Annotated in this window: 12 protein-coding genes; 9 read left to right on the top strand and 3 right to left on the bottom strand. The window is 72.0% G+C overall.

Annotated features, from left to right (window positions below):
• Nucleotides 1-26 precede the first annotated feature (26 nt).
• On the top strand, nt 27-1814 hold the full coding sequence (locus OO63_RS37590) for an ABC transporter ATP-binding protein (protein ID WP_033264838.1): 1788 nt from the start codon (nt 27-29) through the stop codon (nt 1812-1814).
• Between the two features lie 113 nt (nt 1815-1927).
• Here OO63_RS37590 and OO63_RS37585 read toward each other — a convergent pair whose 3' ends face one another.
• Nucleotides 1928-3187, bottom strand: a complete 1260-nt coding sequence (locus tag OO63_RS37585; RefSeq protein ID WP_078619608.1) for an MFS transporter — start codon at nt 3185-3187, stop codon at nt 1928-1930.
• A 69-nt stretch (nt 3188-3256) separates the two neighbouring features.
• Nucleotides 3257-3850, bottom strand: a complete 594-nt coding sequence (locus OO63_RS37580) for a malonic semialdehyde reductase (RefSeq protein WP_030358077.1) — start codon at nt 3848-3850, stop codon at nt 3257-3259.
• 172 nt (nt 3851-4022) lie between these two features.
• Here OO63_RS37580 and OO63_RS37575 point away from each other — a divergent pair, with 172 nt between their 5' ends.
• The 8 genes from OO63_RS37575 (at nt 4023) to OO63_RS37540 (ending at nt 14399) form a co-directional block, all read left to right on the top strand.
• The gene (locus OO63_RS37575; RefSeq protein ID WP_030358078.1) at nt 4023-4529 is read left to right on the top strand and encodes a MarR family winged helix-turn-helix transcriptional regulator; all 507 of its coding nucleotides are present in this window, start codon (nt 4023-4025) and stop codon (nt 4527-4529) included.
• Nucleotides 4530-4937: 408 nt separating this feature from the next.
• Nucleotides 4938-6521: a S8 family peptidase gene (locus OO63_RS37570; RefSeq protein WP_030358079.1), complete on the top strand. Its 1584-nt coding sequence runs from the start codon at nt 4938-4940 to the stop codon at nt 6519-6521.
• A 402-nt stretch (nt 6522-6923) separates the two neighbouring features.
• Nucleotides 6924-7676: a GntR family transcriptional regulator gene (locus tag OO63_RS37565; RefSeq protein ID WP_030358080.1), complete on the top strand. Its 753-nt coding sequence runs from the start codon at nt 6924-6926 to the stop codon at nt 7674-7676.
• A gap of 142 nt (nt 7677-7818) precedes the next feature.
• Nucleotides 7819-9561: a purine-cytosine permease family protein gene (locus OO63_RS37560; protein ID WP_051811582.1), complete on the top strand. Its 1743-nt coding sequence runs from the start codon at nt 7819-7821 to the stop codon at nt 9559-9561.
• Nucleotides 9562-9820: 259 nt separating this feature from the next.
• Nucleotides 9821-10003 (top strand): SPOR domain-containing protein, encoded by a 183-nt coding sequence (locus OO63_RS37555; RefSeq protein WP_030358082.1) that lies wholly within the window; start codon nt 9821-9823, stop codon nt 10001-10003.
• A gap of 19 nt (nt 10004-10022) precedes the next feature.
• Nucleotides 10023-10409: a (deoxy)nucleoside triphosphate pyrophosphohydrolase gene (locus OO63_RS37550; RefSeq protein WP_030358083.1), complete on the top strand. Its 387-nt coding sequence runs from the start codon at nt 10023-10025 to the stop codon at nt 10407-10409.
• A 296-nt stretch (nt 10410-10705) separates the two neighbouring features.
• Entirely contained in the window at nt 10706-11158 is a 453-nt protein-coding gene (locus OO63_RS37545; RefSeq protein WP_087885730.1) for an ATP-binding protein, read from the top strand.
• A 184-nt stretch (nt 11159-11342) separates the two neighbouring features.
• The gene (locus OO63_RS37540; protein ID WP_234311134.1) at nt 11343-14399 is read left to right on the top strand and encodes a SpoIIE family protein phosphatase; all 3057 of its coding nucleotides are present in this window, start codon (nt 11343-11345) and stop codon (nt 14397-14399) included.
• A 31-nt stretch (nt 14400-14430) separates the two neighbouring features.
• On the opposite strand, the gene OO63_RS37535 is transcribed toward OO63_RS37540, so the two are convergent.
• Nucleotides 14431-15144, bottom strand: coding sequence for a PspA/IM30 family protein (locus tag OO63_RS37535; protein ID WP_030358086.1), 714 nt, complete (start codon nt 15142-15144; stop codon nt 14431-14433).
• Nucleotides 15145-15354 lie beyond the last annotated feature (210 nt).

Raw genomic sequence — 15354 nt, 5'->3', positions numbered from 1 at the left:
TGGCATCCGTACGGAAGGGGGACGGGATGAGCGTGGCATCCGCCACGACCGGGCACGCGCTGCCCGTCGCGGGCGGCCGGGCGACGGCCAGGGAGGTCCTGCGGCTCAGCCGCGGACACCGGCTCCGGCTCGCCGCCGTCGGCGTGGTCGGGATCGTCGGCACCGCTGTCGACCTGATCCCGCCGGTGGCGATCGGGTACCTCGTCGACCGGGTGCGGGCGGGCACCGCGGATCTCGGGACCGTGCTGACGGTCACGGCCGTCATGGTGCTCTCGGGCGTCCTCGGCGCCGTGGGCACCACGGTGGCGATCGTGCACGCCACCCGCATTTACCACACCGTCCTCGCAGCGCTGCGCGAACGGCTCGTGAGCCGCGCCATGCTGCTCCCGCAGCACCTCGTCGAGCGCGCCGGTACGGGGGACCTGATATCCCGGTCGAGCGACGACGTCACCGCCGTCGCCGATGCCGCCCCCGCAGTGATCCCCGCACTCACCGTCACCGCGTTCACCGTCGTCGTGTCGCTGGGCGGGCTCGCGGCCCTTGAATGGCCCTATGCGGCCGCGTTCGCCGTCGTACTGCCCGTCTACGTACTCGCCATGCGGTGGTACCTGCGCACCGGGCCCCGGGTGTACCGAGCCGAGCGTGCGGCGATGAGTGCGCGTGCCCAGCAGATCCTCGAGTCCCAGCGCGGCCACGCCACCGTGCTCGGCTTCGGGCTCGCCGAGCACCGTCATCGCGCCGTGATGACCAACTCCTGGGGCGTCGCGGTGCAGTCGCTGCGGGCACGCACCGTGCAGAGCATGCTCAACGCCCGGCTCAACCTCGGCGAATGCCTGAGCCTCGCCGCCGTGCTCGTCGTCGGATTCGTCCTCGTCAGCCATGGATCCTCGACCGTCGGCGGTGCCACCACCGCCATGCTGCTCGTGCTGCGCCTGCTGGGGCCGGTCAACCAACTGCTGTTCGTCATCGACACCCTTCAGTCGGCCCTCGCCTCGCTGAGCCGCATGATCGGAGTCGCCACGATCCCGACGGTGGACGCGGCCGAGGCGACGACGCCGACAGGCCCGACAGAACCGGCAGCCCCGACAGACCCAGCAGCCCCGGCCACCGCCGTTCGGCTCCACGAGGTCGCGTTCCGTTACGCCGACGGCCCACTCGTGCTCGACGGCATCGGCCTCGACATCCCGGCTGGTCAGCACCTTGCGATCGTCGGCCCGTCCGGGGCAGGGAAGACCACGCTCGCCGCCGTGATCGCGGGAGTTCACCGACCCGACGCCGGGACAGTGACCCGCCCCTGCCGCACCGCGGTGATCACCCAGGAAGTACACGTGTTCGCCGGGACACTGCGAGAGAACCTCACGCTCGCCGCGCCCGACGCCACCGACCGCGAGATCCGCGCCGCGCTCGACACCACCGGCGCGGCCGATCTCCTCGACCTGTCGGAGGGTGCCCTCGACACGGTGGTCGGCACCGGGGGACATCCGCTCACCGAGGCACAGGCGCAACAGCTCGCCCTCGCCCGCCTGCTCCTGGCCGACCCGGAGTTGGCGATCCTCGACGAAGCCACCGCCGAGGCCGGTTCCGCCCACGCCGAGCGGCTCGACCGTGCCTCGGAAGCGGTCCTCGCCGGGCGGACCGGCATCGTGATCGCGCACCGGCTCTCCCAAGCCGCCACGTGCGACCGGATCGCGGTCATGGAAGCCGGCCGCGTCGTCGAGACCGGTGCCCATGACGAACTCCTCACCGCCGGCGGCACCTACGCCCGGCTGTGGGCGGTGTGGCAAGACGGGCAACACATCAGCGCGAACAGGTGAGGGCGGCGCCGGGCCCGGCTGGTCGTGCGGGACGGCACACGCGGGACGGCGAACGGGTGCGGCCCCCGTCCTCTGCGGGCGGGGGCCGTCGTGCGTCTGGGCGTGGGTGGGTGTCAGCTGAGGATCAGGAGCGTCGTGATGCCCGGGCCGAAGGCGCCGCCGAGTTGGTAGCTGAGGGCGAAGAGGCCTATCGCGGTGGGGCGTTGGGCGGGGGTGGTGGCGGAGGCCGCGTGGACCGAGAGGGTGGCGTTGGCGCCGGTCGCGGTGAAGGCCGCGGCGCCTGCCGCCAGGAGGAGCAGGGGGCCCGAGGCGGAGAAGGCCGCCGTGGCCACCGCCGTCGCGCCGACGGTGACGAGGATCGTGCGGACCGCCGCCCGGCCCAGGCGGGCCGAGCTCGCCGCGAGCAGCCAGGACAGGGCCGACGCGGTGAGCAGGGTGATCAGCTGGCCCGTTCCGATCGCGCCCTTCGACCAGCCCGCCCGGTCCTGGAGCAGGGACGGCACGGTGAACAGGAGCGTGAAGTAGGTGGTGGAGAGGGTGACGCCGAGGGCCGCGGAGATGAGGAAGAGGGGGGAGCGCAGGAGCGTCGAGGGTACGAAGCCCTCCGGGCGGCGGCGGACGTGCAGGGCCAGGAGCACGGCGGTCAGCAGGGCCGCCACCACGGCCGGGAGCGGGGCCGTCGGCAGCAGGATCAGGGCCGTCGCGAGGGCGATGAGCAGCGTCGCACCGCGGGCGTCGAAGCGGCCCTCGCCGGGCTGCGCGTCGCGGGCGTAGCGCGCCACGGCGGGCACGGCGAGCAGGGCGATCGCCGACACCGCGAACGCGAGCCGCCACGACACCGCGTCCGTGAGCGTCGCCCCGAGCAGCGGTCCCGCCGCCCCCATGACGCCGAAGCCGGAGCTGATCACGCCCATCCTGCGCGCGCTGCCCGCCAGGTTCATCGCCGCCGCGACCAGGCCCGCCCCGCCGAGTGACTGTCCGACCCGGCCCGCGAGGGCCACCGGCAGCCAGGGTGCGATCGCCACGAGCACGGTGCCGCCCACGACCAGTGCCGTGCTCAGCCGCAGCAGGGGCTTCAGGCCGCGGCGGCGCAGCAGGGCCGCGAGCAGCGGGGTGCCCGCCGCCATCGCCCAGGCGAACGCCGTCACCATCCAGGTCGCCGTGGCGGTCGCGACGCCGAGGGAGCGTGCCATGTCCGGCAGGATCAGGACGGGGGCGTTGGCCCCGGCGGCCACGGGGGCGGCCAGCAACGCCAGCCAGAAGGCGGGGACTTGGCGGGGGGTGGGGGCCGTGGTGGGCGCTGTGACGGCGGTGGTGGACGCGGCGGTCGCTGTGGACGCCGTGGACACGGTGGACGCTGTGGTGCTGGACATGGGGACCCCCTGGAGCGGAACGGCGAATGGTGGACGTAAGGGAAGGGGCAGGCGGCGTCCGCCCCGCGCTCAGACCGACGTCACGACGTCCTCGTACGCCAGCCGCGGCGACCGCGGGAACCACGCGTCCTCGCCGGGGCGGCCGATGTTGACCACCATCAGCGGCTCGTGGTCGTCGTCCAGGAACTCCGCGCGCAGGCCCTCGGCGTCGTAGCCCGTCATGGGTCCGGCGGCGAGGCCCGCCGCGCGGACGCCGACGATGAAGTACGCGGCCTGGAGCGTGCCGTTGACGAGGGCGGACTGCTCGCGGACGGAGCGCTCGGAGAAGTACAGGTCGCCGATCCCCGGGGCGTGCGGCACCAGCTGGGGCAGCTCCTCGTGGAACTCGTGGTCCGTGGCGAGGATCGCGACCAGCGGGGCCGTCTCGGTCTTGGCGCGGTTGCCCTCGGCCATGTGCTTGAGCAGGCGCTCGCGGCCCTCGGGGGAGCGGACGAGGATGACGCGCAGGGGGGACTGGTTGAAGGCGGTGGGGCCGTACTTCACCAGGTCGTAGATCGCCTGGATCTGCTCCTCGGTGACGGGCTCGGCGGTGAAGGTGTTGGCCGTGCGGGCCTCGCGGAAGAGCAGGTCCTGGGCGGCGGGGGCGAGGGCGAGCTCGGACATGGTGGGGCTCCTTCGTTGTCTCTGCGTTCGTCTTCTCAAGACTGAAAGTTTCAACGTTGAGATAAAAGCACGTGGGTTCTTTCAGCGTCAAGTGTCTTAACCTTGAGAAGGTTCTTGTTGAGAAGATGCTCGTTGAGGGAAGACGGGCGCAGGCCGAAGGAGAGGGGACGTCGTGAGCGACGCCGTGGACGCGATCGTGGGGCAGTGGGAGAAGGAGCGGCCCGAGCTGAGGGACGACCTCTGGCCGGTGCAGCTGATCGCGAGGGTCCAGCGGATGAACCGGGTCCTGGACCGCGAGGCCAAGGTGTTCTGCGCCAAGCACGGCGTGGAGTGGGGCGAGTTCGACGTCCTGACGACGCTGCGCCGCTCCGGGCCGCCGTACGCCCTGACCGCGGGCGCCTTCCTCAAGGCGGCCATGGTGACCTCGGGGGCGATCACCAACCGGATCGACAAGATGGAGGCCAAGGGTCTGGTCGAGCGGGTCAGGGACGGCGCCGACCGCCGCACCGTCCGGATCAAGCTCACGGAGCACGGCAAGCAGCTCACGGAGGTCCTGATGGCCGACCATCTGAACCGCTACGCCCGCCTCCTCGGCGACCTCGACCCCGCGGAGGTCGACGCCGCCGCCGGGCTGCTCCGCAAGTTCCTGGAGCAGCAGGGCGACACGTCGATCACGTGACCGCGTCTCGGGGGTCGCGCGGGGTGGCCCACGGCTCAGCCGTACCCCTGGGTCACCCCCGCCCGTCCCGCCCCCGGGAAATCGATGGTGGCTGAAATCCCGCCAACGCCGCGCCCCCACCCCCTCCGTCCCGCGGAAGCCGCAGTCCGGCGGTGCCACCCCGTCCCACGTGCCGCTCCACTGTTACGGGGGGAATGCACGGATTATTGCTGCCATGTCATGGCCGGTGCATGGCGGTCGTGTTACGTCCGAACACCGCCCTTGTGGGTTTCCTATGGATCCGCCAATCTTTCGTCGGCGACAGAGAGTTGAACATTGATCAGCTCGGCGTGCACATGTCGGCCAAACATTGTCATGCCCTTGTCGCATCCCCCACCAGCGCACCACCGATTGAGGAGGACCCCTCAGATGGCAGTGATGCGTCACCCCCGCCGAAGACTGGCCGGTACGGGCACCCTCGCCCTCACCGCCGCCACCGCCGTCGCCCTCGGTGTCGTCGCCGCGCTCCCCGCGAGCGCGCAGCCGAAGGCAGCGGAAGGCCGGATCCAGTACGCGGACGCTCCCGGCTCGATCGCCAACAGCTACATCGTCACCCTCGACGCGGACGCCCCGAAGGCGGACTCGCCCGCCGGCAAGGCGCTCGCGAAGAAGCACGGCGCCGAGATCGAGCGGACGTACAAGAAGGTCCTGAACGGCTACGAGGTGCAGGCGTCCGAGGCCGAGGCGAAGAGGTTCGCCGCCGACCCGGCCGTCGCCTCCGTCGTGCAGAACCGCACGTACACGGTCTCCGCGACCCAGCCCAACCCGCCGTCGTGGGGTTTGGACCGCATCGACCAGCGCAACCTCCCGCTGGACCAGAAGTACACCTACCCGGACAAGGCCGGTGAGGGTGCCACCGTCTACGTCATCGACACCGGTGTCCGCAAGAGCCACCAGGACTTCGGCGGCCGCGCCGTCGACGGCTACGACGCCATCGACAACGACAACGTCGCGCAGGACGGCCACGGCCACGGCACGCACGTCGCCGGAACCGTCGGCGGCACCGCGCACGGCGTCGCCAAGAAGGCCAAGATCGTCGGCGTCCGCGTGCTCAACAACTCGGGCTCCGGCACCACCGCCCAGGTCGTCGCGGGCATCGACTGGGTGACGCGCAACGCCACCAAGCCGGCCGTCGCCAACATGAGCCTCGGCGGCCCGGCCGACAGCGCGCTCGACACCGCCGTCCGCAACTCCATAGCCGCCGGCATCACCTACGCCGTCGCCGCGGGCAACGAGACCACCAACGCCAGCACCCGCTCGCCCGCACGCGTCACCGAGGCCATCACCGTCGGCGCCACCACCAACACCGACGCCAAGGCCAACTACTCCAACTTCGGCAACGTCCTCGACCTGTTCGCCCCCGGCTCCGGCATCACGTCGGCGTGGAACACCAACGACACGGCGACCAGCACGATCTCCGGTACGTCGATGGCGTCCCCGCACGTCGCGGGCGCCGCGGCCCTGTACGTCGCGGAGAACCCGTCGGCCACCCCGGCGCAGGTCTCCACGGCCCTGACGACCGCCGCCACCCCGAACGTCGTCGGCAGCCCCGGCAGCGGCTCGCCCAACCGCCTGCTGTACGTGGGCGCGGGCGGCACCAACCCGCCCGGACCGAAGTTCGAGAACGGCGCGGACTTCGCGATCACCGACCACTCCACCGTCGAGTCGCCGGTGACCGTCACCGGTGTCCCGGGCAACGCCCCCTCGGCCCTCAGTGTCCCCGTCGCCATCAAGCACACCTACGTCGGTGACCTGAAGATCGAACTCGTCGCCCCCGACGGCTCCGCCTACGTCCTCAAGAACTACGGAGTCGGCGGCAGCTCGGACGACATCAACACGTCGTACACCGTCAACGCCTCCTCGGAGACGGCCAACGGCACCTGGAAGCTGCGGGTCAGCGACAACGCGTCCCAGGACATCGGCACTTTGGACTCCTGGGGGCTGCAGTTCTGACGCCGTCCGACTGACGGCCTCAGGGCAGGCGATTCCGGCGCCGAGCCCCTGATGCCCGCCAGCCCGCAGTGATCAACCAGCGACACCGTCACACAGCTTCGCCCTCGTCCTCGCGGAACGGCTCCGGGTCCTCGACCCAGCCGGCCGCGAGGACGAGGTGCGTTCGGCGGTGCGTGTGCCCCCCTCGGGCGCCCGGCGTGAGCCGTGTGGCGGACGGCGTGCGCCGGTGGCTCAACCGCCGTATCTGATCAGTTAGTTGATTGCTATAACGCTCGAAACGTCCTGCGTAAAGCCCTGCGGGCCAGGAAATCATCACTTCGAGTGATTCCTTGGCCTAGGGTTGCGGCCAACAACCCACGGTTGCCACGCTGTTGCTGTCTGTCAACCTGATGGGAGTGGCCAGTGACATTCGGTGAGCAGCCGGCCTATCTGCGCGTCGCGGGTGATCTCCGTAAGAAGATCACCGATGGTTCGCTGCCCCCGCACACCCGGCTCCCCTCGCAGGCCAGGATCCGCGAGGAGTACGGGGTGTCGGACACGGTCGCTCTCGAGGCCCGCAAGGTGCTCATGGCCGAAGGTCTGGTCGAGGGGCGCTCCGGCTCCGGCACCTATGTGCGCGAGCGCCCCGACCCGCGCCGCGTCGCGCGCACCGGCTTCCGCGGTCCCGGCACCTCCACCCCCTTCCGCCAGGAGCAGGCCGCCGAGAACGCCCGCGGCACCTGGGAGTCCCGCAGCGAGCAGACGGACGCGACCGACGCGGTCGCCGAGCGGCTCGCCATCCGCCCCGGGGACCGGGTGATGTGCACGCGCTATGTCTTCCGGGACGCGGGCGAGGCCATGATGATCTCCACGTCGTGGGAGCCCCTGGCCGTCACCGGCCGCACCCCTGTGATGCTCCCTGAGGAGGGCCCCCTCGGCGGCTGCGGCGTCGTGGACCGCATGGCCGCCATCGACGTCATCGTGGACAACGTCGCCGAGGAGGTCGGCGCCCGCCCCGGCCTCGCCGAGGAGCTGCTCGCCCTCGGCGGCGTCCCCGGCCACGTGGTGCTCGCCCTCCAGCGGACGTACTACGCCTCGGGGCGCCCCGTCGAGACCGCCGACATCGTCGTGCCCGCCGACCGCTATCGCATCGCGTACCACCTGCCGGTGCGGTGACCCGTCCGGCCCGCGTGATCGCGAGTTAACGCCCGCCCCGGTTCCGTAACGCCCGGGCAATCGCGCTCCGCCGTGGATCGTCACGCACGGCTTCTAACTTCCCCCTCCGTACCCGCAGTCCGGTCGGAAGTCAGGAGCCCCCATGACGGATACGGTCACGCGCGACGACGCGAGCCCGGTGGGTGAGGCGACCCCGGCCGAAGGAGGCCCCAAGCGCAGCTACGCCCGGCTCGCCGCCGACGAGAGCCGTGAGGACTACTCGCTGCGCTACGCCCCGCACTCCTTCCGCCGCTGGTCGCCGACCATGGTCGCGTCCACGGCGCTCGGCGGCATCGCCTATCTCGCGGACTTCGCGATCGGCGCGTCCATCGTCTTCACGTACGGTTTCACCAGTGGATTCGCGTCCATCCTGTGCGCCGCGACGATCATCTTCGTCACGGGCGTGCCGATCGCGCGGGCCTGCGCGACGTACGGCCTGGACATGGACCTGGTCACGCGCGGCGCGGGCTTCGGCTACTTCGGCTCCACCCTCACCTCGCTGATCTACGCCTCGTTCACCTTCATCTTCTTCGCCCTCGAAGGCTCGATCATGGCCCAGGCCATGCACCAGGCGGTCGGACTCCCGGTGGAGATCGGCTACTTGGTGACGACGCTGATCGTCATCCCGATCGTCTTCCGCGGCATGGGCGCGCTCGCCAAGGTGCAGGCGTGGACCCAGCCGATCTGGCTCGTCGGCATGGCCCTGCCGTTCCTGGTGCTCGCCTTCGAGGCGCCGGACGCCTGGGGCGCCTTCGGCTCGTTCGAGGGCACCGAGGGCGCGGGCCAGGGCTTCTCCTGGATCGGCTTCGGGCTCGGCACCGGCGTCGCGCTCTCCCTCATCGCACAGATCGGTGAACAGGCCGACTACTTGCGCTTCATGCCGGCCAAGACCGAGGCGAACAAAAGGCGATGGAATCTGGCCGTTCTCGCGGCCGGACCCGGCTGGGTGATCATCGGCGCCGCCAAGCAGCTCGGTGGCGCGTTCCTGGCGTTCGTGGCCCTGGAAGCCGTCGGCAAGACGCATGCCCTGGAGCCGATCGCCCCGCAGATCGAGGCGCTGCGCCCCTGGCTCGGCTCCTTCGCGCTGCCCGCCGCCGCGGTCTTCGTCATCGTCTCGCAGATCAAGATCAACGTGACCAACGCCTACAGCGGTTCGCTGTCCTGGTCGAACTTCTTCTCCCGCGTCACGCACCGCCACCCGGGCCGGGTCTGGTACATCTTCCTCAACCTCGCCATCGCGCTGACGCTGATGGAGATGAACATGTTCGCGGCCCTCAACAAGCTCCTCGGCTTCTACGCCAACGTGGGCATCGCGTGGATCGTCGCCGTCGCCGCCGATCTGGTCATCAACAAGCGGGTGGGCTGGAGCCCGCCGTACATCGAGTTCAAACGGGCCTATCTGCACGCGGTGAACCCGGCCGGATTCGGGGCGATGGTGATCGCCTCGACGGTCTCCATCCTGGCGTTCTTCGGCCTGTTCGGCCGGTACGCCGAGGCCTTCTCGACCTTCATCGCCGCCGGACTCGCCCTGCTCCTGTGCCCGTTGATCGCCTGGGCCACCCGCGGCAGGTACTACCTGGCGCGGCCGAACCCGGTGAACGGCCCGCACGTCGAGGTCCCCGACATCACGGCCACCCACACCTGCACGGTGTGCGAGACCGCGTACGAACTCCCCGACATCGCCGACTGCCCCGTCCGGTCGGGGCCGATCTGCTCGCTGTGCTGCTCCCTCGACGCCGAGTGCGGGGACGTCTGCCGTACGTCGCCCGCGAGCGGCCCGGTGCTCATGCCGGTGCCGACGGTGCCGACAGTGCCGACCGCGCCCGCGCCGGACCCGGCTCCGTAGGTCGGGGCGCACGCGGGCGCGTCATTCGTCAACGAACCGTAAAGCGGGCCGAGTTCGGGCTTGCAGTGCCCGTCCGGGGCCGGTGTGGGGGGCGCGTCCGTGCGGACGCGCCCCCTCCGTGCTGGCCGATTGCGTATCTCTTTGTGCAAAGTCGTATCCGCTGCGTAAAGGTCGGGCGTAAGCTCGGGCATATGCGGATTGCGGTTTCCTTACTGATCGAGGCGTGGGGTGCGCCGGGGGCGGGGAGCGGAGGGACGGCATGAACGACGGGACGGTCATACTGCCCTGGCTCGTGATACGTCAGGACGACAACGGCAACCGCTACCGCGTCGGCAGGTACGCGACCAAGGCCGAGGCGCAGAGGATCGCGGACAGCCTCGACGACCGCGGCAAGGAACAGCTGTACTGGGTGGAGCGGCTGAACCAGAACGGCGCGAGGTGAAGGCCGTAGGCTCCCGCGCATGACCGATCGGATCGTGGTGGTGGGCGCCGCCCTGTACGACGACGGGCGGCTGCTCGCCGCCCGCCGCAGCGCGCCCGAGGAACTCGCCGGGCGCTGGGAGCTGCCCGGGGGAAAGGTCGAGCCCGGCGAGCGCGGCGAGGACGCGCTCGTGCGCGAGCTGCGCGAGGAGCTGGGCGTCGAGGCGGAGCCGCTCGCGCGGGTGCCGGGGGAGTTCGACCTCGGGCGCGGTTATGTGATGCGGGTGTGGCGGGCCCGGCTGCTCGCGGGGGAGCCGAAGCCCCTGGAGGACCACGACGAGCTGCGCTGGCTCGGCCCCGGCGACCTGTGGACCGTGGACTGGCTCCCCGGCGACATCCCGGCGATCCACGCCCTGACGGAATCCTGACGGACCGCCCTCCTGACTTTCCTGGCGGCCCGATCCCGCCCCGCGCTACCGTCGACGCCTCGGCACACCCCGTCTGACGGACCCTCCGACACCCCCTCCGACCTGCCGGAACACCCACCGGAGCCGAGCGGGTCGGCCGCCGCCGCGACCCTGCGGCGGCCGGGGTGCAGGGGCGTGCGAGGTGCGCGAGAGGTGATGGCGGGACAGGCCGCACGCCTCTCTACGCCGTTCGTGCCACAACGTCACCTTGAACGCGGTACTTCCGCCTGGATATCGGGTATGTGCCCATTAACCCCATGAAACCGGACATAGGTCCGCCGTTGGGCCGGGAAGTGATCGGCGTGATCGACACCGAAGGCGCGTGCGCCGAGTGGGACTTTCCCGCGGACCCGGGCGCCGTCCGCACGGCCCGCGCCGTCGTCCGCGCGCAGCTCGGCGCATGGGGGCTCGGCGCCCTCGGTGACGTCGCCGTGCTGCTCGTCAGCGAGCTGGTGACCAATTCCCTGCGCTACGCATCGGGGCCCATCGGCGTCCGCCTGGTGCGCCAGGGCGATCAGCTCGGCACGCTGCTCGTCGAGGTGTCCGACCCGCTGCCCGATCCGCCCACGGAACGGGCCGCCGCACCCGACGACGAAGGCGGCCGCGGCATCCAGCTGGTCGCCCGGTCGTCCCGGCGCTGGGGCACGCGTCCGGGACGTACGGGCACGGCGGGGAAGACGGTGTGGTTCGAGCTGGCGCTGCCCGGATAGAAGACAGAGGGCGCCGGTACGTACAAGTGCACGGGACGAGCACAAGGCGGACACGGGCCAAAAAGCGTTTAGTCCGTGCTGTGATCGTGAACGGCGTGTGGCTCGGCACCGTAGTGCTGGATACTGCGGGCAGCCACATCCGGTGACCGGTACCGGACGCGGTGAGCTGGAGGGGACGGTTCGCGTGAGCGAGATACCAGCGAAGGCGACGGGTTCGACGCGGCCTGCGGCGCGGTCGGGCGGGGCCCTGCCCGCACGGCCGGTGCCGGGAGCCGGAGGCGGACCTCTCTCGTCGGCGCCGACGGGGACCACGGACGTCGTGACGGGTGCGCCGGGTGCGGCGGACGCGGCCCGCGGCGGCGCGCGAGTCGCCGCGGGGGAAGGCGCCGGCCACGGACCGGCCGACCCCGCGGGCGAGGACGCGCCGGGACCCGCGGACGACGGCCCCGGCGACGAGGACGCCCCGGCCGGTGGCCCCGCCGCCGACGGCCCCGCGCGTGACGTAGTCCCCGGCGCGCCCGGAACCGTAGGCACCGGTGGGTCGCAAGGCGTAGCCGGGGCCCCCGGGGACGCCGACGCGCGTCACCGGGGTGTCGGTGCGGTGCCCGCCCGCGTCGACGGCCCGCCCCTCACGACGGACGACGTCGTCTGGCAGAGCAGCCCGCCCGGGTCCATCTACGACTACATCAAGGTGGCCTCCTTCTCGATCGGCCCCGACGGCCTGGTCGACCAGTGGAGCGCCCGCGCCGAGCGCCTGTTCGGCGTGGCCGCGCGCGACGCCGTCGGCAAGGACCCCATCGACGCGTTCATCGCGCCCGAGCTGCGGCCCGCGGGGCGGCGCAAGATGGCCGAGATCCTCGACGGGCGGGAGTGGACCGGGTCGGTCCCGTTCCGGGTGCCGGAGTCGGCCCTCCGCGTGCCGGAGTCCGGACCGGACGCCCCGGCCACCGGAGGGGGCGGCGGGACCGCCCCGGCCGCCGCCGGGCTCGAAGGCATCGCCGAGGTCTATGTGATGCCCGCCCGGACACCGGAGGGCGAGCGCTCCGCCGTCTGCATCGTCGTCGACGTCCGCGCGCTCCGCCGGATCGAGACCGACCTCGCCGCCTCGCAGGCCATTTTCGGACAATCTCCGTTCGGCTTCCTGCTGTTCGGCACCGACCTGAAGGTGCAGCGCGCCAACCGCCGGTTCGCCGCCGTCTTCGGCGGCGCCGTCGACGACCACCGCGGCCGCACGGTCCACGACTATCTGCCCCGCCACGAGGCCGACCGCATGCAGGACGCCATGCGCCGCGTCCTGGAGACCGGCGAGGCCGTCACGGACATGCAGATCGTCGGCCCCGCCCCGGGCAGCAACGAACGCCGCCACTGGTCGATCAACCTCTACCGCGTGCACAGCGGTTCGGGCCGCCCCATCGGCGTCGCCGGCCTCGGCAACGACGTCACCAACCGGCACGCCGCCGCCCGCGAGGCCGCCCACGCCCGCCGCAACCTCGCCCTCCTCAACGAGGCCGGCGCCCGCATCGGCAACTCCCTCGACCTGGAGACCACCGCCCGCGAGCTCCTCGACGTCAGCGTCCCCGGCTTCTGCGACCTCGCCTCCGTCGACCTCTACCAAGGCCTCCTCGACGGCGACGAGGCCGCGCACATCCGCCAGAGCCTCGCCGAGGGCAGCGCCGAACTGCGCCGCGTCGCCTTCGCGAGCGCCGTCGCCGACGCGCCCTTCCCCGACGGCACCGGCCCCGTCGACGTCGGCTCCGTGCACCGCTTCGCCTTCAACTCGCCCTGCGCGGAGGCCCTGCGCACGGCCCGCCCGCGCCTGGTCGCCGCCGACGACGACTGCGGGCCCGCCCGCCGCCTCACCAGCGGCCTCATCCAGTCCACGCTCGCCGTGCCGATGGTCGCGCACGACACCGTCGTGGGCCTCGCGCAGTTCTCCCGTACGAAGGGCAGCGAACCCTTCGGCGAACGCGACCGTGCGCTCGCCGTCGAGCTCGCCTCGCGCGCCGCCGTCTGCATCGACAACGCCCGCCTCTACCGCCGCGAGCACGAGCGCGCGCTGATACTGCAACGGTCCCTGCTCCCGCCCGGCGATCCCGAGGCCGCCGGACTCGACATCGCCTGCCGCTATCTGCCCGGCAACGCCGCCACCGAGGTCGGCGGCGACTGGTTCGACGTCATCGAACTGCCGGGACACCGCACCGCTCTGGTCGTCGGCGACGTCATGGGCCGCGGCCTGCGCGCCGCCGTCGCCATGGGCGAACTGCGCTCCGCCGTACGCACCCTCGCGCTGCTCGACCTGGAGCCCGCCGAGGTGCTCTCCGCGCTCGACGAGATCGCCCGCGGCCTCGGCAACCCGCAGGGCAAGGAGCAGGCCCGCCGCGGCGGGCCCGCCCGCGGCCGCGACACCGACGACCTCGCCGAGGTCTACCTGGCGACCTGCGTGTACGCGGTGTACGACGCCGTCACCCGCCGCGTCACCTTCGCCAACGCCGGGCATCTGCCGCCGGTCCTCGTCGAGCCCGGCGAGGCCGCGCTCATGCTCGACGTGCCCCCGGGCATGCCGCTCGGCGTCGGCGGCGAACCCTTCGAGGAGGTCGAGGTCGACCTGCCGGAGGGCGCGCTGCTCGCCCTCTACACCGACGGCCTCGTCGAGTCCCGCGACCACCCCCTGGACGAGGGCCTGAACGCCTTCGTGGGCGCCCTCGACGACCCCGCGCAGGCCCTTGAGGACATCTGCGACCACGTCCTGAACACGCTCGACACCCACCACGGCGAGGACGACATCGCGCTGCTCATGGCGCGGGTGCAGGGGCTGCCCGCCGAGCACGTCGGCGACTGGACGCTGCCGCGCGAGCCGCAGTCCGTGGGCCGCGCCCGCGAACTGGCCTGCCAGCGGCTGCGCGAGTGGGACCTCGAAGCGCTCGTCGACACGGCCGAACTCCTCGTCAGCGAGCTGGTCACCAACGCCCTGCGCTACGGCGAGGGCGAGATCCGCCTGCGCCTGCTGCTCGACCGCACCCTGGTCTGCGAGGTCTGGGACGCCGGGCTCGTCCAGCCGCGCCGCCGCCGCGCCCGCGACACCGACGAGGGCGGGCGCGGCCTGCAGCTCGTCGGCCTGCTCAGCGCGGCCTGGGGCTCACGCCGCACACCGCGCGGCAAGACGGTGTGGTTCGAACTGGCGCTGCCGGACGGCGACTCGCAGCCGATGGACGCGGCGGAGGCGCTGATGAGCCTGTTCTGAGCCCACGGCCCGGTCGAGGCGCCCCGTCGGCTCACGTCGTCGCCTTCAGCGCCGCGAGCCGCGCCTCCACCTCCGCCGTGTCGCTCAGGCTGTCCAACTGCTCGAACTGCGCGTCCAGCGAGGACGCGGCCAGCTCCTCCCTGCCGAGGGCCCGCGCCTCCTCACGCCGCACCTTCTCCTCGAACCGGCTCAGCTCGCTCGTCGGATCGAGGACATCGATGCTGTGGGCCGCGTCGAGCATCCGGTTCCGCGCCTCGGCCGACTTCGACCTGGCCACCAACTGGTCCCGCTTGGAGTGCAGTTCCGTCAGCTTGATCTTCATCGTGTCGAGGCCGTCCTTGAGCCTGCCGACCACCTCGGACTGCGCGGCGATCGACGGCTCTGCGTCCTTCGCCTCCCGCTCCGACCGCAGCTGCCTGCCCAACGCCACCTTGGCCAGGCCGTCGAACCGGTCCGCCTCCGCGGCGTTCCCGTCCGCGCGCAGCACGTCCGCCTTCTTGCTGGCCGCGATCGCCTTGCCGCCCCACTCGGCGGCGGCCGCCAGATCCTCCTTGTGATCCTCCTCCAGGAGCCGCAGATCACCGATCGTCGTCGCGACGGCCTGCTCGGCCTCCCGGATGTTCTCCGTGTAGTCGCGGATCAGCTGGTCCAGCATCTTCTGCGGGTCCTCGGCCTGGTCGAGGAGGGCGTTGACGTTGGCCTTCGCCAACTGCGCCACGCGCCCGAGGACGGTCTGCTTGGCCATGGGGGCTTCTCCTTGTGTGTACGTACGGGGACTTGTGTGTGCGTACGGGCACGCATCCGCGCATGAGTCTCAGAACCGACCGCCCCCGCCCCTGCGGCCCCGGGTCCCGCCCCCGCCGAAGCTCCCCGGCCCGCCCCCCCAGCCGAAGCCGCCCCCGCCCGTCCCCCCGGCGCCCCCGCGCCCGAGCCCGCCGAAGATTTTCCCGAGGGA

The sequence above is a fragment of the Streptomyces alboflavus genome, from assembly GCF_000716675.1.
Classification (GTDB): Bacteria; Actinomycetota; Actinomycetes; order Streptomycetales; family Streptomycetaceae; genus Streptomyces; species Streptomyces alboflavus.
This window is presented reverse-complemented; position numbering and strand designations above follow the sequence as displayed.